At 66.9% G+C, this 22,013-nt stretch carries 22 protein-coding genes; 8 read left to right on the top strand and 14 right to left on the bottom strand.

What is annotated here, in order from left to right; translation table 11 throughout:
- Position 1: 1 nt before the first annotated feature.
- The 5 genes from ARC23_RS07695 to ARC23_RS07675 form a co-directional block, all read right to left on the bottom strand.
- Positions 2–250, bottom strand: coding sequence for an acyl carrier protein (locus tag ARC23_RS07695; RefSeq protein WP_057496711.1), 249 nt, complete (start codon positions 248–250; stop codon positions 2–4).
- On the bottom strand, positions 247–1,008 hold the full coding sequence (locus tag ARC23_RS07690) for a GNAT family protein (protein WP_057496710.1): 762 nt from the start codon (positions 1,006–1,008) through the stop codon (positions 247–249). The genes ARC23_RS07695 and ARC23_RS07690 overlap by 4 nt, the downstream gene beginning before the upstream one ends.
- Positions 1,005–1,976: a glycosyltransferase family 2 protein gene (locus ARC23_RS07685; protein WP_057496709.1), complete on the bottom strand. Its 972-nt coding sequence runs from the start codon at positions 1,974–1,976 to the stop codon at positions 1,005–1,007. The genes ARC23_RS07690 and ARC23_RS07685 overlap by 4 nt, the downstream gene beginning before the upstream one ends.
- A 155-nt stretch (positions 1,977–2,131) precedes the next feature.
- Positions 2,132–3,070 carry an electron transfer flavoprotein subunit alpha/FixB family protein gene (locus ARC23_RS07680; protein WP_057496708.1) on the bottom strand — a complete coding sequence of 313 codons (939 nt, stop codon included), beginning with the start codon at positions 3,068–3,070 and terminating at the stop codon, positions 2,132–2,134.
- A complete protein-coding gene (locus ARC23_RS07675; protein WP_057496707.1) occupies positions 3,070–3,816 on the bottom strand; it encodes an electron transfer flavoprotein subunit beta/FixA family protein in 747 nt (248 codons plus the stop codon). The genes ARC23_RS07680 and ARC23_RS07675 overlap by 1 nt, the downstream gene beginning before the upstream one ends.
- A gap of 264 nt (positions 3,817–4,080) precedes the next feature.
- On the opposite strand from ARC23_RS07675, the gene rfbB reads away from it, so the two are divergent.
- From rfbB to rfbD, 4 genes are read left to right on the top strand one after another with little or no spacing between them, the layout of a single operon-like run.
- The gene (rfbB, locus tag ARC23_RS07670; RefSeq protein ID WP_057496706.1) at positions 4,081–5,136 is read left to right on the top strand and encodes a dTDP-glucose 4,6-dehydratase; all 1,056 of its coding nucleotides are present in this window, start codon (positions 4,081–4,083) and stop codon (positions 5,134–5,136) included.
- Positions 5,137–5,150: 14 nt separating this feature from the next.
- Positions 5,151–6,038 (top strand): glucose-1-phosphate thymidylyltransferase RfbA, encoded by an 888-nt coding sequence (gene rfbA / locus ARC23_RS07665; protein ID WP_021202693.1) that lies wholly within the window; start codon positions 5,151–5,153, stop codon positions 6,036–6,038.
- Positions 6,035–6,607, top strand: coding sequence for a dTDP-4-dehydrorhamnose 3,5-epimerase (gene rfbC, locus ARC23_RS07660; protein WP_057496705.1), 573 nt, complete (start codon positions 6,035–6,037; stop codon positions 6,605–6,607). The genes rfbA and rfbC overlap by 4 nt, the downstream gene beginning before the upstream one ends.
- The gene (gene rfbD / locus ARC23_RS07655) at positions 6,604–7,497 is read left to right on the top strand and encodes a dTDP-4-dehydrorhamnose reductase (protein WP_057496704.1); all 894 of its coding nucleotides are present in this window, start codon (positions 6,604–6,606) and stop codon (positions 7,495–7,497) included. Before rfbC ends, rfbD begins: the two co-directional genes overlap by 4 nt.
- A 75-nt stretch (positions 7,498–7,572) precedes the next feature.
- Here the strand turns inward: rfbD and ARC23_RS07650 are convergent, their stop codons facing one another.
- Positions 7,573–8,976: a mannose-1-phosphate guanylyltransferase/mannose-6-phosphate isomerase gene (locus tag ARC23_RS07650; RefSeq protein ID WP_057496703.1), complete on the bottom strand. Its 1,404-nt coding sequence runs from the start codon at positions 8,974–8,976 to the stop codon at positions 7,573–7,575.
- A 12-nt stretch (positions 8,977–8,988) separates the two neighbouring features.
- On the bottom strand, positions 8,989–10,335 hold the full coding sequence (locus ARC23_RS07645) for a phosphohexomutase domain-containing protein (RefSeq protein ID WP_057496702.1): 1,347 nt from the start codon (positions 10,333–10,335) through the stop codon (positions 8,989–8,991).
- Between the two features lie 139 nt (positions 10,336–10,474).
- Between ARC23_RS07645 and ARC23_RS07640 the strand changes: the two genes are divergently transcribed.
- The gene (locus ARC23_RS07640) at positions 10,475–11,209 is read left to right on the top strand and encodes a CoA transferase subunit A (RefSeq protein WP_057496701.1); all 735 of its coding nucleotides are present in this window, start codon (positions 10,475–10,477) and stop codon (positions 11,207–11,209) included.
- 1 nt (position 11,210) lies between these two features.
- Positions 11,211–11,843: a CoA transferase subunit B gene (locus tag ARC23_RS07635; RefSeq protein WP_057496700.1), complete on the top strand. Its 633-nt coding sequence runs from the start codon at positions 11,211–11,213 to the stop codon at positions 11,841–11,843.
- A 35-nt stretch (positions 11,844–11,878) separates the two neighbouring features.
- On the opposite strand, the gene ARC23_RS07630 is transcribed toward ARC23_RS07635, so the two are convergent.
- On the bottom strand, positions 11,879–13,927 hold the full coding sequence (locus tag ARC23_RS07630; RefSeq protein WP_057496699.1) for a glycoside hydrolase family 99-like domain-containing protein: 2,049 nt from the start codon (positions 13,925–13,927) through the stop codon (positions 11,879–11,881).
- A 118-nt stretch (positions 13,928–14,045) separates the two neighbouring features.
- Between ARC23_RS07630 and ARC23_RS07625 the strand changes: the two genes are divergently transcribed.
- Entirely contained in the window at positions 14,046–14,633 is a 588-nt protein-coding gene (locus tag ARC23_RS07625) for an alpha-ketoglutarate-dependent dioxygenase AlkB family protein (RefSeq protein ID WP_057496698.1), read from the top strand.
- Between the two features lie 4 nt (positions 14,634–14,637).
- Here the strand turns inward: ARC23_RS07625 and ARC23_RS07620 are convergent, their stop codons facing one another.
- Genes ARC23_RS07620 through ARC23_RS07605 form a run of 4 tightly spaced genes read right to left on the bottom strand, consistent with a single transcriptional unit; the run spans position 14,638 to position 18,156 of the window.
- A complete protein-coding gene (locus tag ARC23_RS07620; RefSeq protein ID WP_057496697.1) occupies positions 14,638–15,279 on the bottom strand; it encodes an ABC-type transport auxiliary lipoprotein family protein in 642 nt (213 codons plus the stop codon).
- Positions 15,276–16,202 carry an MlaD family protein gene (locus ARC23_RS07615; protein ID WP_057496696.1) on the bottom strand — a complete coding sequence of 309 codons (927 nt, stop codon included), beginning with the start codon at positions 16,200–16,202 and terminating at the stop codon, positions 15,276–15,278. The genes ARC23_RS07620 and ARC23_RS07615 overlap by 4 nt, the downstream gene beginning before the upstream one ends.
- A 3-nt stretch (positions 16,203–16,205) precedes the next feature.
- On the bottom strand, positions 16,206–17,033 hold the full coding sequence (locus ARC23_RS07610; protein ID WP_057496695.1) for an ABC transporter ATP-binding protein: 828 nt from the start codon (positions 17,031–17,033) through the stop codon (positions 16,206–16,208).
- A gap of 1 nt (position 17,034) precedes the next feature.
- Complete coding sequence (locus ARC23_RS07605) at positions 17,035–18,156, bottom strand: ABC transporter permease (protein WP_057496694.1); 1,122 nt, start codon at positions 18,154–18,156, stop codon at positions 17,035–17,037.
- 92 nt (positions 18,157–18,248) lie between these two features.
- On the opposite strand from ARC23_RS07605, the gene ARC23_RS07600 reads away from it, so the two are divergent.
- Positions 18,249–19,508, top strand: coding sequence for a threonine/serine exporter family protein (locus ARC23_RS07600; RefSeq protein WP_057496693.1), 1,260 nt, complete (start codon positions 18,249–18,251; stop codon positions 19,506–19,508).
- Positions 19,509–19,615: 107 nt separating this feature from the next.
- Here ARC23_RS07600 and ARC23_RS07595 read toward each other — a convergent pair whose 3' ends face one another.
- Both ARC23_RS07595 and ARC23_RS07590 read right to left on the bottom strand, forming a co-directional pair.
- Positions 19,616–19,999, bottom strand: a complete 384-nt coding sequence (locus tag ARC23_RS07595) for an H-NS histone family protein (RefSeq protein ID WP_057496692.1) — start codon at positions 19,997–19,999, stop codon at positions 19,616–19,618.
- A 225-nt stretch (positions 20,000–20,224) separates the two neighbouring features.
- Entirely contained in the window at positions 20,225–21,928 is a 1,704-nt protein-coding gene (locus ARC23_RS07590) for a proline--tRNA ligase (RefSeq protein ID WP_057496691.1), read from the bottom strand.
- Between the last annotated feature and the right edge of the window lie 85 nt (positions 21,929–22,013).

Here is a 22,013-nt window from a genome sequence, read left to right as displayed (position 1 = left end):
GTCAGACAGCAGCGCCGTGCTTGCGCAGGATTTCACGCGCCTTGCCGACCGAGCTCATGTCGATCACTTCGTCCATGTCGATCATGACGTTGAACGCTTCTTCCAGTGCGGCGACCACGGACATGTGCGCGATCGAATCCCACTGCGGAATGGTGTTGTAACGCAGTTCGTCAGTCACCTGGGAGGCATCGATGCCCAACACGCGGGCGAACACGGCTACAACCTGGTCTTCGTTGCTGGAGTTGCTCATAGGAATTTCCGGAACCCGTTAAGAGATGAATTGAATTGGAAGCCAAGCCGGGCATACAGATTGATGATGCCGGTATTGGCGGCGGACACCAGCGTCGTGCAGCGCTGGATATCCCTGGAAGCCAGCGATTGCAGGGCCGTGACCCATAGCGGCATGGCCAGCATGGCGTACGGGGCGGCTGCACCGGTCAGCAGCAGCTCTGCCCTGTGCTCGTCGGCGAAGACACGTTCTGCATGGAAGCCAATGACACGGCCGCGTGATTCCGCGGTTTGGACCAGCTGGGCGTTGACCAGGTCCTCGATCCAGTTGGCGGTGCGAAGACGTGCGTGTGCAGGGTCGATGGCAGGATCTTCCAGAAAACGACCATGCCCGAAGTCGTCGGCGGCGATGGACCGCAGCAATGGAATGTCCGCAGCAACCGCCGGCCGCAGCGTAGGCAGCATCCCGCGCGGGACCGCAGGCAGTTGCCCCATGCCGCTGCGTGACACGGTCAGTGACGTTTCAACGAACTGGAAACCACAGCCGAGCACCGCAGCACGCAACGCATGCGCATTGGCATCGATGCGACCGAACAGGTAGTGGACACCCTGCTGCCTGGCCCAGGCCTGGGCCTGGTCCAGCATTGCGGCCGCCTGGTCCGTGGTGGCCGCATCCAAACGGACGATCTCGGCAGTGGTGCAGCCCAGCGCGCGCTCATCCCAGGGCGTCAGGCGCGCCTCGACCACGCTGCCGCCTGCCTGCAGAGACAGGTGGCTCATGGAGCTTCTCCGCGAACGGTCGTTTCAGAGACGATGTAGTAGGGGCGCCGTTGCACATTGCGGAAGACCTGGCCGACGTACAGCCCCACAACGCCCATGGAGAACATCATCAAGCCGCCAATCAGCCAGATTGCGGCGATGATCGAGGTGTAACCCGCAACCTGGATGTCGCCGTCCCACCATCGCCAGATGCTGATGGCCACCATGACGAAGGCGACCAGCGCGCAGAACATGCCAGTGCCGGCCACCATGCGCAGCGGCTTCTCCGAGTACCCCAGGGCGATGTTCATGGCCAGCCGCAACAGGCGCCGCAGGGTGTAGGACGATTCACCCTCTGCGCGCTGCTGGTGGCGTACGGGAAGCTTGCCCGTGCGGAAGCCGGCCCATTTCACCATCAACGGGAACGAGCGATCACGTTCCGGCATTGCACAGACCGCGTCGATGACCTTGCGGTGGAAAATGCCGAAATTGGCCGTGGAAGGGTCCTGCGGAACGCCGGTCAGCCAGCCCAGCACCGCAAAGAACCCCCACGACGAGAGGCGCTTGAGCGGGGTGTCCATGCGCTGTATCCGCTGCGCGAACACGGCTTCAAACTGCTCATCCACCGCCTTGCGGTACAGGCCGGGAATTTCTGCAGGAACATCCTGCAGGTCGCAATCCATGACGACCGTCCAACGGCCCTGGGCATGCTCGATGCCGGCTGAAATGGCCGAGTGCTGCCCGAAATTTCGCGAGAGCTTCAAGCCCTTGAGCCAAGGCCGGCTGGCGGCCAGCTCCTGGATGCGCGGCCATGCGCCGTCAGGGCTGGCGTCGTCGACCAGGATCATCTCGAACGACACGCCCATGGATCCTGCCGCAGCCTGGACTTGATCGACGAGATCTTCCAGGCACCCTTTACAGCCATAGACAGGCGCGACGACCGACAGTTCGACCGGCGGCTGCGGAGGGGAAGGCGGAACAGCGGTCATGGGGTGGTGGGCCTCGGCGCCATCTTCAGGGAAATCGGATCCATCGCGCCGGCGCATCCGCCTGCAGGGGGTAAATCCGACAACGGAAGAGTATAGACGCCCGGGCAGGGTCCGGCATGACGGCGGCGGCGCAGGCGCCGCCGCCGTCGCTTGAGTCAGAGCGCCTTTTCCAGCTCCGGCAGGATCGCAAACAGATCCCCCACCAGGCCGATATCGGCAATCTCGAAGATCGGCGCGTCGCCGTCCTTGTTGATCGCCACGATCGTACCGGCGTCCTTGATGCCGGTCAGGTGCTGGATCGCACCACTGATGCCCACGGCCACGTACAGCTCCGGCGCGATGATCTTGCCGGTCTGGCCGACCTGCAGGTCGCTGGGCACGTAGCCGGCATCGACGGCGGCGCGCGAGGCACCGACGGCGGCACCGAGCTTGTCGGCCAGCTGGAAGATGACCTTGAAGTTCTCTTCCGAGCCGACGCCACGGCCACCGGAGACCACGCGCTTGGCGGCCTGCAGGTCCGGGCGGTCGCTGGCAGCAGCGGCCAGTCCGACGAAACGGGTGTGGGTCGGCAGGGCCGCATCCACGCTGGCCGCTTCCACGGTGGCGTTGCCACCCTGGGCGGCTTCCGGCCAGGAGGCGGCGCGCACGGTGGCGACCACGATCTGGTCGGCCGGGGCTTCCACGGTGATGATCGCGTTGCCGGCGTAGATCGGGCGCTTGAAGGTGTGGCTGCCTTCCACGCTCATCAGGTCGGAGACCTGGTTGACGCCGAGCAGGGCGGCCACGCACGGCATCAGGTCCTTGCCGAAGGTGGTCGACGGGCCGAACACGTGGGTATAGCCCTTGGCCAGCTGTGCGATCTGCGGGGCCAGCACCTGGGCGATGGCCTGTGCGTTGGCGGCGTTGGCCACGGTCAGGACCTTGGCGACACCAGCGATCTTCGCCGCTTCGGCGGCGACGGCGGCCGGATCGGCGGCCAGCACCAGCACGTCGATGCTGGCGCCGCTGATGGCGGCCGCTGCGCTGACGGTCTTGGCGGTGGCGGCGTTGAGCCTGCCGTCGTGGTGCTCGGCGATGACGAGAATCTTGCTCATTACAGCAGCCCCTTCTGCTTGAGTGCGGCAACCAGTTCGGCCGCGTCCTTGACCATCACGCCCTTGCTGCGCTTGGACGGCGCGGCGTAGTGGGTGGTCTTGAAGGTGTCGGCGGCTTCGACGCCGAGGTCGGCCAGCTGCAGGGTCTCCAGCGGCTTGGCCTTGGCCTTCATGATGTCCGGCAGCTTGATGAAGCGCGGCTCGTTCAGGCGCAGGTCGGTGGTGACCACGGCCGGCAGATCCACTTCCAGCGTTTCCAGGCCGGCGTCGACTTCGCGGGTCACCGTGGCCTTGCCGTCGGCGATCTCGAGCTTGCTGGCGAAGGTCGCCTGCGGGCGGCCCCACAGCGTGGCCAGCATCTGGCCGGTCTGGTTGGCGTCGTCGTCGATGGCCTGCTTGCCCAGGATCACCAGGTCCGGCTGTTCCTTCTCGATCAGCTTGAGCAGCGTGCGCGAGGCGGTCAGCGGCTGGATCGCCTGGTCGGTGACGACGTGGATGGCACGGTTGGCGCCCATGGCCAGGCCATTGCGCAGGTGCGCCTGGGCGTCGGCCGGGGCAATGGTGGCCACCACCACTTCACTGGCGATGCCCTTGTCGCGCAGGCGCAGGGCTTCTTCCAGGGCGATTTCATCGAAGGGATTGGGAGACAGCTTGACGCCGTCGGTGACCACGCCGGAACCGTCCGGCTTGACCTGAATGCGGACGTTGTAGTCCACCACGCGCTTGTACGCGACGAGGATTTTCATCTGGTACGGGGTCCTTCAATAACTGGGGAGAACGTCCGGTCCTCGCACAGCAACCGGTTCGGGGGTGGGATCCCGATTCTAGCTGGCTTGAGCGGACCATGCGAATGCGTATGGTTATGCTGCGGTGCGGCATGGCTCGCGTGAATCGAGTGCGTCGTTCACGCCGCGCAGGCAGTCGTGAAGACGAACGACATGTATCCTGTGCTGCTGTGCGGGGGCGCTCACGTGCGCTCCTTGGATGAATTTCGATCAGGAGAACAGGTAGTGCCCACATGGCTTGTCACCGGCGGCGCCGGATTCATTGGCGGTAACTTCGTTCTCGAGGCCGTCGCGCGCGGCGTCAAGGTCATCAACCTCGATGTGCTGACCTATGCCGGCAACCTGAAGACCCTGTCCAGCCTGGACGGCAACCCCAACCACGTGTTCGTGCAGGGCGACATCGGCGACCGTGATCTGGTCGCCCGCCTGCTGGCCGAGCACCAGCCGGACGCCGTGCTGAATTTCGCTGCCGAAAGCCATGTCGATCGTTCCATCGACGGCCCGGGCGCCTTCATCCAGACCAATGTGGTGGGCACCCTGGGGCTGCTTGAAGCGGTCCGCGATTACTGGAAGGCGTTGCCGGCCGAGCAGGGCGCGGCCTTCCGCTTCCTGCATGTGTCCACCGATGAGGTGTATGGCACCCTGGGTGAGACCGGCAAGTTCAGCGAAACCACCCCGTATGCCCCCAATTCGCCGTACTCGGCGTCCAAGGCGGCTTCGGACCATCTGGTGCGTGCGTTCCACCACACCTACGGGCTGCCGGTGCTGACCACCAACTGCTCCAACAACTACGGCCCGTACCACTTCCCCGAGAAGCTGATCCCGCTGGTGATCGCCAAGGCGCTGGCCGGCGAGCCGCTGCCGGTGTACGGCGATGGCAAGCAGGTTCGCGACTGGCTGTTCGTCTCCGACCACTGCGAGGCGATCCGCACCGTGCTGGCCAAGGGCCAGGTCGGCGAGACCTACAACGTGGGCGGCAACTCGGAAAAGCAGAACATCGAAGTGGTGCAGGCCATCTGCGCACTGCTGGACCAGCGCCGCCCGCGTGCGGACGGCCAGCCGCGCAGCAGCCAGATCACCTACGTCGCCGACCGCCCCGGCCATGACCGCCGCTATGCGATCGATGCCTCCAAGCTGAAGAACGACCTGGGCTGGGAACCGGCCTACACCTTCGAGCAGGGCATCACCTTCACCGTCGACTGGTACCTGGACAACCAGGAATGGGTCAACGGCGTGCTGGACGGCAGCTACCGCCTGCAGCGCATCGGCACTGCGGCCTGAACCCAGGAGACGACATGACCCAGCGCAAGGGCATCATCCTCGCCGGCGGCTCCGGCACCCGGCTGTATCCGATCACCAAGGGCGTCAGCAAGCAGCTGCTGCCGGTGTATGACAAGCCGATGATCTACTACCCGCTCAGCGTGCTGATGCTGGCGGGCATCCGCGAGGTGCTGATCATCAACACCCCGCACGAGCAGGCGCTGTTCCAGCAGCTGCTGGGCGACGGCTCGCAGTGGGGCATGGACATCCAGTACGCCGTGCAGCCCAGCCCCGATGGCCTGGCCCAGGCCTACCTGATCGGCCGCGACTTCGTGGCCGGCAAGCCAAGCTGCCTGGTGCTGGGCGACAACATCTTCCATGGCCACGGCCTGCGCGAGGTGCTCAAGCGCGCCGATGAGCGCACCGACGGTGCCACCGTGTTCGGCTACTGGGTGAATGATCCGGAACGCTACGGCGTGGCCGAATTCGACAAGAGCGGCAAGGTCATCGACCTGGTCGAGAAGCCGGAGAATCCGCGTTCGAACTATGCGGTGACCGGCCTGTACTTCTATGACGGCAATGCCAGCGCGCATGCCGCCGACCTGAAGCCGTCGCCGCGTGGCGAACTGGAGATCACCGATCTCAACAAGCGCTACCTGGCCGAAGGCAACCTGCACCTGGAAGCACTGGGACGCGGCTATGCCTGGCTCGATACCGGCACCCACCAGTCGCTGCTGGAAGCGTCCAACTTCATCGAGACCATCCAGACCCGGCAGGGCCTGCAGGTCTGCTGCCCGGAGGAAATCGCCTTCGGCCAGGGCTGGATCAACGCCGAACAGCTCGAAGCGCTGGCGGCGCCGCTGATCAAGAATGGCTACGGCCAGTACCTGCACAAGCTCGCATTGCGTGGAGTTGTTCCGTGAAAGTGATTGAAACCAAGTTGCCTGGTTGCGTGGTGATCGAGCCGGCGGTGTTTGGCGATGCCCGCGGCTATTTCTTCGAGACCTGGAATGCCGAGCGCTTTGCCGCGCTGGGCCTGCCGGATCGTTTCGTGCAGAGCAACGTGTCGACGTCAGCGCAGGGTGTGCTGCGTGGCCTGCATTACCAGTGGCCACGCCCGCAGGGCAAGCTGGTCAGCGTGCTGGAAGGCGAGGTCTATGACGTGGCCGTCGACATCCGTCGCGGCTCGCCGACCTTCGGCCAGTGGGAAGCGGTGGTGCTGAGTGCGGAGAACAAGAAGCAGTTCTGGATTCCGGAAGGCTTCGCCCACGGCTTTGCGGTGCTGTCCGAGCGCGCGGTGTTCAGCTACCTGTGCACCGAGGTCTACCTGAAGGACTTCGACGCCGGCGTGCGCTGGAACGATGCCGACATCGCCGTGGACTGGCCGGTCAGTGCACCGACGCTGTCGGCCAAGGACGAGAATGCGCCGTTCCTGAAGGACATCGCTGAAGACCGCCTGCCGGTCTACACCGCCGCCCAGGGCGCGCCATGACCGTGCTGGTGTTCGGCGGCAACGGCCAGGTCGGCCAGGAGCTGCTGCGCGCGCTGGCGCCACTGGGTGCCGTGGTCGCCACCACCCGCAGCGGCCAGCTGCCCGATGGCAGCGCCTGCGAAGTGGCCGATTTCGGCCAGCCCGGCAGCCTGCCGGCGCTGCTGGATCGCCTGCAGCCGTCGGTGGTGGTCAATGCCGCTGCCTATACGGCGGTGGACCGTGCCGAACAGGATGCCGAGGCCGCGTTCGCGGCCAACGCGCAGGCGCCGGGCGAGATCGCGCGCTGGTGCGCGGCCCACGATGTACCGTTCGTGCACTACTCGACCGACTACGTGTTCGATGGCCAGGGCAGCGCGCCGTATCGCGAGGACGAGCCGACCGCACCGCTGGGCGTGTACGGCACCAGCAAGCGCGACGGCGAGGAGGCCGTGCGTGCCGCAGGCGGACGCCACCTGATCTTCCGCACCGCGTGGGTGTATGCCTCGCATGGCGCGAACTTCATGCGCACCATGTTGCGCGTGGGCGCCGAGCGTGACCAGCTGCGGGTGGTGGCCGACCAGATCGGTACGCCGACGCCAGCGGCGCTGATTGCCGATGTCACCGCGCAGGCGCTGCAGCATCCGGGTCGGCTTTCGGGTACCTGGCATCTGACCGCCAGTGGCCAGACCAGCTGGCATGGCTTCGCCGAGGCCATCTTCGCGCAGGCACTGGCGACCGGTGTGCTGGCCAAAGTGCCGACGGTGGAGGCGATTGCCAGCTCCGAGTACCCGACCCCGGCCAAGCGTCCGGCCTGGTCGGTGCTGGACAACCACAAGCTGCAGCAGGATTTCGGCATCGTGCTGCCGGAGTGGCAGGACGGCCTGAAGCGGGTGATGGCAGAGATTGCCTGAGCCGGCAGGCGGCGTGCCGACCAGCGGTCGGCACCCACCCCGACCAGCGGTCGGCAGCCTCCAGCAGGCGCCGGGTCAACTGCGCCCGTAGGTATCCTCGAAGCGCACGATGTCATCCTCGCCGAGATAGCTGCCCGACTGCACTTCGATCAGTTCCAGCGGCAGCTTGCCCGGGTTGCGCAGGCGATGGGTCACGCCCAGCGGGATGTAGGTGCTCTGGTTCTCGCTGAGCAGGATCACCTCGTCGCCGCGCGTCACTTCGGCGGTGCCACTGACCACGATCCAGTGCTCGGCGCGGTGGTGGTGCATCTGCAGGCTCAGCGTGCCGCCCGGCTTGACCGTGATCCGCTTGACCTGGAAACGCTCGCCGTTATCGATCGAATCGTAGGCACCCCACGGCCGATAGACCTTGCGGTGCCAGGTGGCCTCGCTGCGGCCTTCGGCCTTCAGCTGCGCCACCACCGCCTTGACGTCCTGCATGCGGTCAGCCTTGCCGACCAGCACCGCATCATCGGTTTCCACCACGACCACATCGTCCAGCCCCACCAGCGCCACCAGGCGCTGCGCGTAGGCGTAGGTGTTGCGGCAATCGATCGCGATCACATCGCCGTGGTGGGCGTTGCCGTCGCCGTCCTGCTGCGAGACATCGCGCAGTGCCGTCCACGAGCCGACGTCATTCCAGCCTGCATCCAGCGGGATCACCACCGCATCGGCGGTCTTCTCCATCACCGCGTAGTCGATTGAATCGGACGGCACCGCACTGAAGGCATCCTTGTCCAGGCGGGTGAAGTCGGCATCGCGGCGCGCCTGCTGCCAGGCGCTGCGGCTGCCGGCCAGCATCGCCGGCTGGAAGCGCTCCAGTTCCTGCAGGTAGCGCGAGGCCTTGAACAGGAACATGCCGCTGTTCCAGTAGTACTGGCCGCTGGCCACGTAGCCGGTCGCGGTTTCCAGGTCGGGCTTTTCGACGAAGCGTTCAACCGCACGCACGTCCTGGCCGTCGGCGGCCTTGATGTAGCCGTAGCCGGTTTCCGGGCCGGTCGGCACGATGCCGAAGGTGACCAGCTTGCCGGCTTCGGCGGCACCGGCGGCGGCCTGAACCGCGGCGCGGAACGCCGCCTCGTCGGTGATCACGTGGTCGGAGGGCAGTACCAGCAGCAGCGCATCGGCGCCGTCGCGGGTGGCTTCCAGCGCGGCCACCCCGATCGCCGGCGCGGTATTGCGGCCGACCGGTTCGAGGATGATCGCCGCCGGTTCAGCGCCTACCTGTTGCAGCTGCTCGGCGGCGACGAAGCGGTGTTCTTCGTTGGCGATCACCAGTGGCCCGTGCGCGGCGATCGGCGCGACACGCTGCCAGGTGGCCTGCAGCATCGTCAGCTCGCCCGCCAGCGGCAGGAACTGCTTCGGATACGCCTCGCGCGACAGCGGCCACAGGCGGGTGCCGGAACCACCGGACAGGATGACGGGCTGGATATTGCTCATGATCTTCCTTGATTACTGCTGGATGAGGCGGGAAATGTCATCGGTACGGGCCTGCATCAGTGCTGCGTCGCCGCGGGCCTCAACGTTCAGGCGCAGCAGCGGCTCGGTGTTGGAACTGCGCAGGTTGAAGCGCCAGTCGCCGAAGTCGGCGCTGATGCCGTCGGTGTGATCCAGTACCGGCGATTGCGCTGCGAAGTGCTCCATGACGCGGGCCACAGCGGCCTTCGCATCGGTCACCTTGAAATTGATCTCGCCGCTGCACGGATAGGCGGCCATGCGGTCCTCCACCCAGTCGGCCAGCGAGCGGCCGCTTTCGGAAACCAGCTGTGCGATCAGCAGCCACGGGATCATGCCGGAGTCGGCATAGGCAAACTCGCGGAAGTAGTGGTGGGCGCTCATCTCGCCGCCGTATACCGCGTCCTCGGCGCGCATCTTTTCCTTGATGAAGGCGTGGCCGCTCTTGCACTGCACCGGCACGCCGCCGGCCTGCTCGACCATGTCCACGGTGTTCCAGACCAGGCGCGGGTCATGCACGATCTTGCCGCCGGGATGGCGCGCCAGGATCGCCTTGGCCAGCAGGCCGACCAGGTAGTAGCCCTCGATGAAGCGGCCGCTGTGGTCGAAGAAGAAGCAACGGTCGAAGTCACCATCCCACGCGATGCCGAAATCGGCGCCGTGTTCGCGCACCGCATCGGCGGTGGCGGCGCGGTTCTCCGGCAGCAGCGGATTGGGGATGCCGTTGGGGAAGCTGCCATCGGGTTCGTGGCAGATACGAATGAACTCGAACGGCAGGTGCGGGGCGAGCAGGTCGACGATGGCGCCGGCGCCGCCGTTGCCGGCATTGACCACCAGCTTCAGCGGCTTGAGTCTGCTGGCATCGACATAGCTGAGCAGGTGGTCGATGTAGGCGCTCTTGTCGTGCTGGGTGACCTGGCCGGCGCGCGCTGGCTCGGCCGCGGACGTATCGGCGGCCACCGCATCGGAAATCGCGAACAGGCCCGTATCGGAGCTGATCGGCCGGGCATTTTCCTTGACCAGCTTCATCCCGTTGTAGTCCATCGGGTTGTGGCTGGCGGTGACCATCACGCCGCCGGCCGCGCCCAGATGATCGGTCTGGAAATAGACCTCTTCGGTGCCGCACAGGCCAATATCGATCACCTCGCGGCCGGTGCCGCGCAGGCCGGCCGCCAGCGCGTCCTGCAGCGCCGGGCTGGTCAGGCGCACGTCGTGGCCCAGTACCACCGGGCCCGGCGCAAGCTGTGCGGCCAGCGCCACGCCGATGCGGCGCGCCAGGTCTTCGTTCAGTTCTTCCGGCACGCGGCCGCGGATGTCGTAGGCCTTGAAGGCGGGCAGGGGCATCGATCGGATCCTTGTTGAGCTCAGCCCTCGATTGTAGTGCCTGCGCTGTATGGGAAGCGTTTCCATGCCGCAACGCCACGTGACCGGTGCACCTGCTGGCCTAGAATGGGCGCATTACATCAACGAGGTGAGGGCGTAGATGAGCAACCCGGCAACGTCCGGCGGCAGGCGCAGCAAGCGCTTTGCCAGCGCGGCCCAGGCGCTGGAGGGCGTGGTCGCCGATGGCCAGACCCTGGCAGTGGGCGGCTTCGGCCTGTGTGGCATTCCCGAGGCGCTGATCGCTGCACTGCGTGACAGCGGCGCCAAGGGCCTGACCGTGATCTCCAACAATGCCGGCGTCGATGGCTTCGGCCTGGGCCAGCTGCTGGAAACGCGGCAGATCAAGAAGATGATCTCGTCCTACGTGGGCGAGAACAAGGAATTCGAGCGGCAGTTCCTGGCCGGCGAGCTGGAGCTGGAGTTCAACCCGCAGGGCACCCTGGCCGAGCGCCTGCGTGCAGGCGGCGCGGGTATTCCGGCGTTCTTCACTGCCACCGGCTACGGCACGGTGGTGGCCGAAGGCAAGGAAACCCGGCAGTTCGACGGCAAGCACTACGTGATGGAAACCGCGCTGCGCGCCGACGTGGCGCTGGTCAAGGCGTGGAAGGCCGACGAGGCCGGCAACCTGGTGTTCCGCAAGACTGCGCGCAACTTCAACCCGGCCTGTGCGATGGCCGGCAAAGTCTGCATCGTGGAAGTGGAAGAGGTGGTGCCGGTCGGTGCCATCGATCCGGACCAGGTGCACCTGCCGGGCATCTACGTGCACCGCATCGTGCACAACGCGCACCCTGAAAAACGCATCGAACAGCGCACCATCCGCGCGGAGGGCAACTGACATGGCGTGGACCCGTGACGAGATGGCGGCGCGTGCTGCCCGGGAACTGACCGACGGTGCCTACGTGAACCTGGGCATCGGCCTGCCGACCCTGGTCGCCAACCACATCCCCGAGGGCGTGGACGTGTGGCTGCAGTCGGAAAACGGCCTGCTCGGCATCGGCCCGTTCCCGACCGAAGCCGAAGTCGACGCTGACCTGATCAATGCCGGCAAGCAGACCGTCACCGCCCGCGCCGGCGCCAGCTATTTCGGCAGCCACGACAGCTTCGCGATGATCCGCGGTGGCCACGTCAACCTGGCCATCCTCGGTGCCATGCAGGTGACCGACAAGGGCGACCTGGCCAACTGGATGGTGCCCGGCAAGATGGTCAAGGGCATGGGCGGTGCGATGGACCTGGTGGCCGGCGTGCAGCGCGTGGTGGTGCTGATGGAGCACACCGCCAAGAACGGCGAACACAAGATCCTGGCCGAATGCACGCTGCCGCTGACCGGCGTGGGCGTGGTCGACCGCATCATCACCGATCTGGCGGTGTTCGACGTGACTGACAAGGGCCTGCTGCTGGTGGAGGCTGCGCCGGGTGTCGGCGATGACGAGCTGAAGGAAAAGACCGGCGTCGCCTTCCAGCGCGCCTGACCGGTACCGGCAGGGGCCCGCGCGGGCCCCTGCGTTCAGCTGCGGCGTGCGTAGGCGTAGTCGCCGTCGCTGATGTCGGGCTCGCCGAGGCAGGCCGCTGCGCTCGCGATGCGCAGCCCGGCCTGCTCGCAACAGGCGCCCAGTGCGCGTTCGATGGCATGGGCGAGCGTGCCATCGATCTGGCCGTGTTCGGCCTCGAAGTCACTGCGATAGAGGTGTGCGTCCAGCAACGGGCGCAGGGCCTGCAGCCGCCACCACCCCATGCTGCCGGCCGCAAAACGGCTGGCCTGCAGCGGTTGCCGCAGGCCCAGCCGGGCCTGCAGGCGCGCCAACGCGGGGCCATTGCCGCCCGTGAAGCCGCTCACCGGCAGCAGGTGGCCCTCGGCGGCCACCATGCCCAATGCAGGGTCGGCCTGGAAGGCGGCGAGGACGCGCGCGGCGCGCCCGCCCTGTACCAGCCGCTGAAGCAGTTCCTGCCGCCATTGATCGCCATCGGCGCGGTGGGTTGAACGCTTGGTATGCAGCTTCAGCACCACATCGTGGTGATCCTGGAGCAGCCGTTCGGCCACTTCGAGGAAGGGCAGGATGTCGCGCCCCCGGTTTTCCACCGGGCTGACCTCGCCCTGCAGCCCCTGTGCCGACAGCGCCTGCTGGACCGCATCAACCTGATGCGCCGGCGTGGTCACGATGATCCGCCACGGCAGGGATGCCTCGCGCAGCGCGCCCAGCACTTCCGGCAGCGTTTCCAGGTACCAGGCGTGGAGGTGCACGGCCGGTTGCGGATTCACGGCCGGTGCCGGTGACAGCGCATCGCGCGTTGCCTGCAACCAGGCGTGGCCGAGCCGTGCGTCGGGTTCCAGCACGGCGCCTTCGGCCCATTCGTTCCAGGCATTGATGAAGACCAGGCGCTGGTTCTGCGCCGCCGTCGACAGTCGCTCATGCACGGTACTGCGCAGCCAGTCGCGGTAGCCGCGCGGCGAGGCGTGCAGGTAGACGCGGCCACGCCCGGAGCGGCGCGCTTCGTTGTCCCAGCCGGGGTTCACGCCGGGGTAGAGCGGATAGTCCGGCAGCGGGCGTGCGGCGATGTCGGCCGCCAGCTCGCGCCAGTCGCGGACATCGCCCTGGAACTCCGGGTTGAGCAGCCACTGCTGTGCCGACAACGAGCCGGGATTGCTCATGTTCGGTGGGAACTCGATGGCCGCGTCGAAGCCGATGTCGCGCGGATCCGGGCGTTCAAACCCCTGCACGTAGGCCAGATGGATCTCGCCGATACCGCTGTCGCGGCACCAGCGGCGCCATCGCTCGCCCGTGGCCCGCGCGTCGGGCAGCAGATTCGGGCGGTAGACCAGCAGCATCGGCCGGCCATCGACCTTCAGGGCGCGACGGTCGCGCAGGTACGGCGCCACGTGGGCGATGAAGGCCAGGTCGTCGTCGGCGCTGTGCTGCTGGCCGATCAGGATGTCCTCGTCGCGGCCATCCCAGCGGCGTGCCCAGTTTTCGTTGGCCCAGCACAGGCAGAACGGCAGTTCGATGCTGTCATCGGCCAGCCACTGGCGGACCGGTTCTTCCATCAGGGTGCGGCCGCTGAACCAGTAGAAGTAGAAGCAGAATGCGCCGATGCCGTGCTCGGCCGCGAGCCGCGCCTGGTCACGCATCACCTGCGGGTTGCGCAGATCGTAGAATCCCAGATCCGCAGGCAGGCGCGGTTGCACATGCCCTTCAAACTGCGGCAGTGCACGGGTGACGTTGCGCCATTCGGTGAAGCCCTTGCCCCACCACGCGTCATTCTCGGGGAAGGTATGGAACTGCGGCAGGTAGAAGGCGACCAGGGTGGCCGGCAGCGTGGAAGGCAGCGCCTGCGACAGCTGCGGGCGATGACCGATGGCCGCCTCGTCGGCCCGCCAGCGCAATTGGGCGTTGGCCGGCGGGCCCTTGGCATCGCGCTGGCCTCGTGGCGGGGGCGGCACCCAGTCGCCATGCCGTGCCAGCAGCCGCGCGCGCAACCGGTCGCGCTGTGCCTGTGGCAGCGGCAGCGCCCGGAACGCGGCGCGCAGCAGCGGGAACAGTGTCTGGCGCAGGCTCATCGGGTGTGGCGCCAGGACGGCAGGTGGAACACGGGGATCGGCATCGGGGCAACGGTCATGCGGGCATTTTCAGCGCTGGCGGCCGTGACGGCAAACACCGGCATGCTAGCGTGTGGCCATGCTCTTCCCGCACGATCTGCCCGATGCCGACGTCCAGCACCTGCCGGGCTGGCTGGCCGCTGCCCAGGCCGATGCCCTGATGGCCGGGCTGCAGGCCGACGTGCCCTGGGAGGTGCACCGCATCCGCATGTTCGGTCACTGGGTGGACTCGCCGCGGCTGAGCTGCTGGATCGGCGACCCGCAGGCCCGCTATCGCTACTCCGGTGCCGACTTCGTGCCGCAGCCGTGGCCGCCTGTGCTGCAGGCCGTGCGTGAGCAGCTGCACGCCGAAGGTGTCGGCCGCTTCAACAGCGTGCTGCTGAACCGCTACCGCAGCGGCAGCGATTACATGGGCTGGCACAGTGATGACGAGCCGGAGCTGGGGCCGGCACCGGTGATCGCCTCGCTGACCCTCGGTGCGGCACGGCGGTTCCTGCTGCGGCGGCGCGATGATCCGGCGCGCAAGGCCGAATTCATGCTGGGCCACGGCGACCTGCTGGTGATGGCCGGGCCGACCCAGCGCTACTACCAGCATGCGCTGCCGAAGATGGCGCGGGTGCAGGGTGAACGGATCAACCTGACGTTCCGCTGGATCATGCCGCGCTGATCGATCAGCGCGCGACGTTGGGTTGGTCGGCCTGCCCGCTCACCAGCGTCCACCCCACCACATCCTGTGCCAGCTGCTGCAGGCCGCGCTCGAAGGCGGCGGTCACCGCCGGAACGTCAGTGCTGCCGACCGGTTGTGCCTGGCGGAACGTGCGATCGGCGACCACGCGCTGGTCGGCGACGTGGATCAGCTTGGCGTTGACCTCGATCACCACCGTCGGCGTGGCCTGGCCCTGGTAATCCGATTCGAAGCGGCGCACGTCGGTGGACAGCTTGTAATCGGCACGGATGCCGGCGGCGCTGCGGGCCACCCCGCGGATGCGGCCGGAGTCCTCGAAGCCGCGCAGCAGGGTGTCTTCGATCATGTCGGTGGCCGGCTGCGCCCAGCTGGCGCCCTTGTAGATCTCCAGCTGCGAAGGCGTCGGCCGCACATTGATGCGCGGGCTGTCGACCATGCGTGCGGCGCTGGGCTTGGCCAGTACCAGCTGCCAGCTGGCCTGCGGCCACGACGGATCGGCCTTGACCTGCACAGCCGGCGAGTACAGCGTCACCGCCGTTTTCTCGCTGCTGCCCAGGATGGAGCAGCCACCCAGCAGGGCGACCATCGAAGCGGCCAGCAGCAGGCGCGGAAGCGGCATCGGGTTCATTTGGGTTCGAACTCCTTCGGTGCGTCGCGGCCCAGCAGGTAGCGCGCGGGGTTGTTCTCGAGGCGGTCGCTGACCCGGCGCAGGTCGCGGATCAGGCCACGCAGTTCGGTCAGGGTCGGGCCCAGCTGGCCCAGGCCATCGTTGGCGAAGCTGTTGATCGCCGCGCGGTTCTCGCCCAGGATCGAATCGGCGTTGCCGGCCGCCGAGTCGAGCTTGGCCAGGGTCGCGTCGAGCTTGTCGATGATGCCCGGCAGCTGCTGCACCAGGTTCTTGTCCAGGCGCTCGATGGTGCCGTTGGTGGTCTTCAGCGTGGTGTCCAGGCTGCGCGCGGCGTCGCGCGCGCTGAGCAGCAGCGCCTGGGTGCCCTGGTCGCGGTCAGCCAGGCCCCCACTGATGGTTTCCAGGTTGGCCAGCGTGGCGTTGATCGAGGCCACGTTGCGGTCGCTGAGGATCTGGTCCATGCGCTCGACGATGCGGTTGGCCACATCGGTGATGTTCTGCAGCGCCGACGGCGTGGTCGGGATGATCGGTGCCGGGTCCTTGTTGACCGTGGTCAGCGCCGGTGACTGCGGCGTGCCGCCACTGAGCTGGATGATCGACGGCCCGGTCAGGCTGGTGATCGCCAGCTTGGCGCGGGTATCGGTCTTCACCGGCGTGGTCGAATTGAGGCGGATGCGCGCGACCACCTGGCGCGGGTCATCGGGAACCAGGTTCAGTTCGGTGATCGAGCCGACTGCGATGCCGTTGTACTGCACCGGGCTGCCGACCGACAGGCCGGTCACCGCCTCGCGGAACACCACGCGGTATTCCTGCCAGGTGCGGTCGGACGAATACTTGGCCGCCCACAGGCCGAAGGCCAGCAGGGCCAGGCCGGTGATCAGGGTGAACGCGCCGATCAGCACGTAGTTGGCTTTGGTTTCCATGGCTCAGGCACTCTCGATCTGTTCGCCGCGTGCGGCACGCGCGCGCGGTCCGTGGAAGTATTCCTGGATCCACGGATGATCCAGTTTCTCGATGTCCGGCAACGGCGCGTTGGCGACCACCTTGCGGTCGGCCAGCACGGCGACGCGGTCGCAGATGGCGTACAGCGTGTCCAGGTCATGGGTGATCAGGAACACGGTCAGCCCCAGCGCTTCCTGCAGGGTCTTGATCAGGCGGTCGAACGCCGCCGCACCGATCGGGTCCAGGCCGGCGGTGGGTTCATCCAGGAACAGCAGCGGCGGATCCAATGCCAGCGCACGGGCCAGCCCGGCACGCTTGCGCATGCCGCCGGACAGCTGCGAGGGCAGCTTGTTGATCGCATCGGCCGGCAGGCCGGCCAGCTTCACCTTCAACAGCGCCAGTTCGTAGTGCCAGCGCTCGGGCAGTTCGCGGTGATGCTCCTTCAGCGGCACCTGCACGTTCTCGCCCACGGTCAGTGAAGAGAACAGGGCGCCGTCCTGGAACAGCACGCCGGTGTTGCGCTCGATGTGCAGGCGGCTTTCGGCGTCGTCGGCACGCGCGTCGCGGCCGAGCACTTCGATCTGCCCCGCATCGGGCGTGCGCAGGCCGAGGATGGAGCGCATCAGCACCGACTTGCCGGTACCCGAGCCACCGACCACGCCGAGGATTTCGCCACGGCGCACGTCCAGGTCCAGGTCTTCGTGCACGGTCTGGCTGCCGAAGCGGTTGACCAGCCCGCGCACGCGGATGGCCAGTTCATGGCCGTCGCTGTCGCGCATGTCGAGGGTTTCGGTGGCGGGCGATGTGGTCATCTCACCAGTCCATGTGCATGAACCACAACGCCGCGAAGGCGTCGATGATGATCACCAGCGAGATGGTCTGCACCACGCTGGAGGTGGTGCGTTCGCCCACCGACTGGGCGGTGCCTTCCACCTTCAGCCCTTCCAGGCAGCCGATCAGGCCGATCACCAGCGCGAACACCGGCGCCTTGGACAGGCCGACCAGCATGTGCCGCACCTCCATCGTCTCGTGCATCCGCGCGATGTACATCTGTGGCGGAATATCCAGGTCGAACGCACCCACGGTGATGCCACCGGCCAGGCCGGCGATCATCGCGATGAAGGTCAGCAGTGGCAGCGTGACCAGCAGTGCCAGCAGGCGCGGCAGCACCAGCAGATCGACCGGGTCCAGCCCCAGCGTGCGCATCGCATCGATCTCCTCGCGTGCCTTCATCGCACCGATCTGCGCGGTGAACGCACTGGCGGTGCGGCCGGCCAGCACGATCGCGGTCAGCAGCACGGCGAACTCGCGCAGGAAGGCGATGTTGACCAGCTCCACCACATAGATCTCCGCGCCGAAGTCACGCAGGATGGTGGAGCCGAGGAAGGCGATCACCGCACCGACCAGGTACGACAGCAGCGCCACCAGTGGCACCGCATCCAGGCCCACCTGTTCCATCTGGTGCACGGTGGCGGTGAGCCGGAACCGGCGCGGCTCCTTCACCAGGCGTGCGGCCTTGACCAGGTTCTCGCCGAGGAAGCTGCACAGCGCCTTGATGTTGTGGCCGGTGGCATGGACGCTGACACCCAGCCGTTCCAGTGCCGCCAGCACGCCGAAGTCGCGCTTGGGCTTGGGCCGGTCGTCGGCCACTTCCTCGATGGTGCACACCAGTGCCTGGTGATCCGGGCGGAACTTCAGTGCGTCTTCGCCGAGGTCGGCGCGATGGGCGACGCGCAGTACCTGCAGTACGCCGGCAGAATCCATCTTCTCGATGCCGGTGGCATCGATGCCGGTCAGCGTGTCGGGAACGCCGCGCAGGACTTCGGCCGCGGCCAGCGCGGTCTTGAGGGTCCAGGTGCCGGACAGGCGGATCACGCCCGGGTCATGGGCATCCTGTTCGAGCTGGGGGGCGTGGTTCGGGGTCACGTGGGCCATTCGGGTCGCAGCATAACCGTTCTGTAGCGGGCGTCGGGTCGTACCCGGATGAATTTATCCGGCGGGGCCCGGCGTAGGTAATACTACGGCGCATGTCCGCAGACGCTCACACGATCCCCACGCCCCAGGCCACCTACGCACAGCGCGTGGCCTTCGTTTCCGAGATCGCCGGACGCCTGCACAGCTATGGCACCACGGCCCAGCGCCTGGAAACGGCAGTGGTGGCACTGGCCCGCCAGCTCGATCTGGATTGTGAACCGTGGTCGAATCCCACCGGTATCATCCTCAGCTTCAGCGACCCGGCGCAGGCAATCGGCTCCAGTGACATCACCCGCGTGATCCGGCTGGCGCCCGGCGAGAACGATCTGCACAAGCTCAGCGTGGCCGACCGCATCGCCGAGGAAGTATCCAACGGCCGGATGAGCATCGCCCAGGGCCACACGGCGCTGCGCCAGCTGGACAAGGATCCGGGCCGGCGCGGCAAGCTGCGCACCATCCTTTCCTTCAGCCTGGGCGCGGCCGGTGTGGCCGGCATGTGGAAGCTGCCGTGGCTGGACATCGCCACCGCCGGTGTCATCGGCCTGATGATCGGCCTGCTCGGCATGGTCACCGACCGTCGCCCGGCCACCCGCGAGGCGGCCGAGGCGCTGGCCGCGCTGCTGGCCGGCATGGTGGCCACGCTGGTGGCCTCCTTCATCGGGGCGCTCAACCTCAACACCGTGATCATCGCCTCGCTGGTGGTGTTGCTGCCCGGCATGTCGCTGACCAACGCGGTCAACGAACTGGCCAGCCAGCATTGGGTATCGGGCACGGCGCGCTTCGCCGGCGCACTGACCACCATCATGAAGCTCAGTGTCGGCGCGATGATCGCGGTGACCCTGGCCGATGTGCTCGGCCTGGACCCGGTGATCCGCGCCGCACGGCCGCAGGGGCCGTGGGTGGAGTGGGGGTCGTTGCTGACCGCGGCATTCGCCTTCGCGATGCTGTTCAAGGCCAACCGTCGCGATTATCCGTGGGTGATTGCCGCCTCGGTGGCCGGTTACGCCATCTCCAAGTTCGGTGGCCATGCCTGGGGCGCGCCGGCCGGCATCTTCCTGTCGGCGATGCTGCTGACCGCCGGCGGCAATCTGTTCGGGCGCCTGGTCGGGCGCCCGGGCGCGATCATCCGCTTGCCCGGCATCATCATGATGGTACCCGGCAGCACCAGCCTGCGCGGCGTGCTGACCCTGGTCCAGCAGCAGGACGTGGGCGCCGGGCAAAGCGTGTTCCTCACCGTGCTCAACGTGGTGATGGCACTGGTGGCGGGCCTGCTGTTCGGCAACCTGTTGATGCCGGCACGCAAGACCCTGTAGGGCCGAGCCCATGCTCGGCTTTGCATATGGATAGCCGAGCGTGGGCTCGGCGCTGCAAAAAAACGCCGGCGTTCGCCGGCGTTTTCCAATGCCTTCCCGATCCGGCCTCAGGCCTTCTTGATCAGGAAATCTTCCGGCTTCTTGTTGCCCTTGGCGGTCAGCTCGGCCATCCAGCGCGGCTGCTTGCCACGGCCGGTCCAGGTTTCCTTCGGGTTGGCCGGGTTGCGGTACTTCGGTGCCACCTTGCCCAGCTTGCGGCCGGCGGTCTTGGACGGCGCCTTGGTGGCCTTGGCCACCTTGCGCGCACGCGGTGCCGGGGCGTCGCCGAACAGTTCCTCGATCGTGTAACCCTCGGTCTTGGCCAGCTTGGTCAGCTGCGCGCGGACCTTGGTGATCGGCCGGCGCTTGGCAACGATGGTCTGCTGCTTCTTCGCGGTGCGGATCAGGGCGCCCAGCTCGCGTGCCGACAGGCCGGTCAGGTCAATGCTCATTTACGGTTACTCCAGAAACTAATGTGTGGACGGGACGAGCCAGTCCATGGCGTCGGCGGACAGAATAGAGATGAATTATTCCAAGCACAAATACGGCAGGGACAGGTCTTGGCGAGCTGACGGCTGCAGCGCGGGCATTTTGACCGGATTATGTCTGCTGCCATATTCCGGCTGGCCGTTCACCGGCAAAAAAAGACCGGGGCATGCCCCGGTCCTGTGTACCGATCAACCCTGCAGGCGCTGCAGCAGGGAGGCCTTGTCCAGGCTCTCGGCTTCGCTGGCGCGGCGCGAACGGTACTCGTAGGTGCCCGCGGCCAGGCCCCGTTCGCTGACCACCACGCGGTGCGGAATACCGATCAGTTCCATGTCGGCGAACATCGCGCCCGGGCGCAGGCCACGGTCGTCCAGCGCAGCATCCAGGCCGGCATCGCGCAGTTCCTGCAGCAGGCTGGCCGCCGCTTCGGCCACCGCAGCGTCACCCTTCGGGTTGATCACGCACACCACCACCTGCCACGGCGCCATCGCGTCCGGCCAGATAATGCCGGCATCGTCATGGTTCTGTTCAATCGCGGCAGCCACCACGCGCGAGATGCCGATGCCATAGCACCCCATCGCCATCACCGCGGCCTTGCCATTCTCGTCCAGCACGGTGGCATCCAGCGCTTCGGCGTACTTGCGGCCCAGCTGGAACACATGGCCGACCTCGATGCCACGGGCGATCTTCAGTTCGCCACCGTCCAGCGCGCGGTCACCGGCACGCACGTTGCGGATATCGGCCACGTCCGGTTCCGGCAGGTCGCGGCCCCAGTTGACGCCAGCCAGGTGGAAACCGGCTTCGTTGGCGCCGACGACGAAGTCGGACATCGCCGCCACTTCACGATCAGCCACCACGCGGATGGGCTTGGCCGGCGCGACCGGGCCGAGGAAGCCGGGCACGCTGCCCAGGTACTCGGCGATTTCCGCCTCGCTGGCAAAGCGTTGTTCGTCCAGGCCGGCAACCTTGGCCAGCTTGATCTCGTTGACCTCATGGTCGCCGCGCACCAGCACCAGCACGAACTGCTGGGCTTCACCTTCGCCGGCCACCAGCGCCACCGACTTCACCGTGCGCTGCAGGTCGATGCCGAGCAGGGCCGCGACATCCTCGCAGGTCTTCTGGGTGGGCGTATCGACCTTGCGCATCGCTTCGGTGGCGGCCGCGCGCGGCGCCGGATCGGCAGCGATCGCCGCCTCCATGTTGGCCGCGTAGTCCGAACCGGTGGAGAACACCAGTGCGTCCTCGCCGGAATCGGCGATCACGTGGAACTCCTGCGAGGCATCGCCACCGATCGCGCCGGAGTCGGCCTGCACCATGCGGAAATCCAGGCCGAGGCGGGTGAAGATGCGGCTGTAGGCCGACTTCATGTTTTCGTATTCGCGCACCAGGCACTCATCGTGCAGGTGGAACGAATAGGCGTCCTTCATCAGGAACTCGCGCGAGCGCATCACGCCGAAGCGCGGACGGATCTCGTCGCGGAACTTGGTCTGGACCTGGTAGAAGTTCACCGGCAGCTGCTTGTAGCTGGACAGCTCGCTGCGCGCAAAGTCGCAGGCAGCTTCTTCGGCGGTCGGGCTGTAGCAGAACACCTGGTCCTTGCGGTCCTTGATCTTCAGCAGCTGCGGGCCGAACTTCTGCCAGCGCCCGGTCTGCTCCCACAGTTCCTTCGGCTGGATGGTGGGGATCTGGAATTCCACTGCGCCGGCACGGTCCATTTCCTCGCGCACGATGCGCTCGACCTTGCGCAGCACGCGCAGGCCCAGCGGCGACCAGGTGTACAGGCCGGAGGCGAGCTTGCGGATCATCCCCGCGCGCAGCATCAGCCGGTGGCTGGTCAGCTCGGCGTCGCTGGGGGTTTCCTTGGTGGTGTGCAGGTGGAACTGGGAGAGGCGCATCGTCGGCTTCGGATAACGGCAGAGACGCCTATTCTGCCAGCCCGGCCGGGGTGGGGGGTACTGGCAGGGCTGCGCCCTGCACCCG

It is taken from the genome of Stenotrophomonas beteli (assembly GCF_001431665.1).
Lineage (GTDB): Bacteria > Pseudomonadota > Gammaproteobacteria > Xanthomonadales > Xanthomonadaceae > Stenotrophomonas > Stenotrophomonas beteli.
The sequence above is the reverse complement of the archived record's forward strand: the minus strand, read 5'-3'. Positions and strand labels throughout refer to the sequence as shown.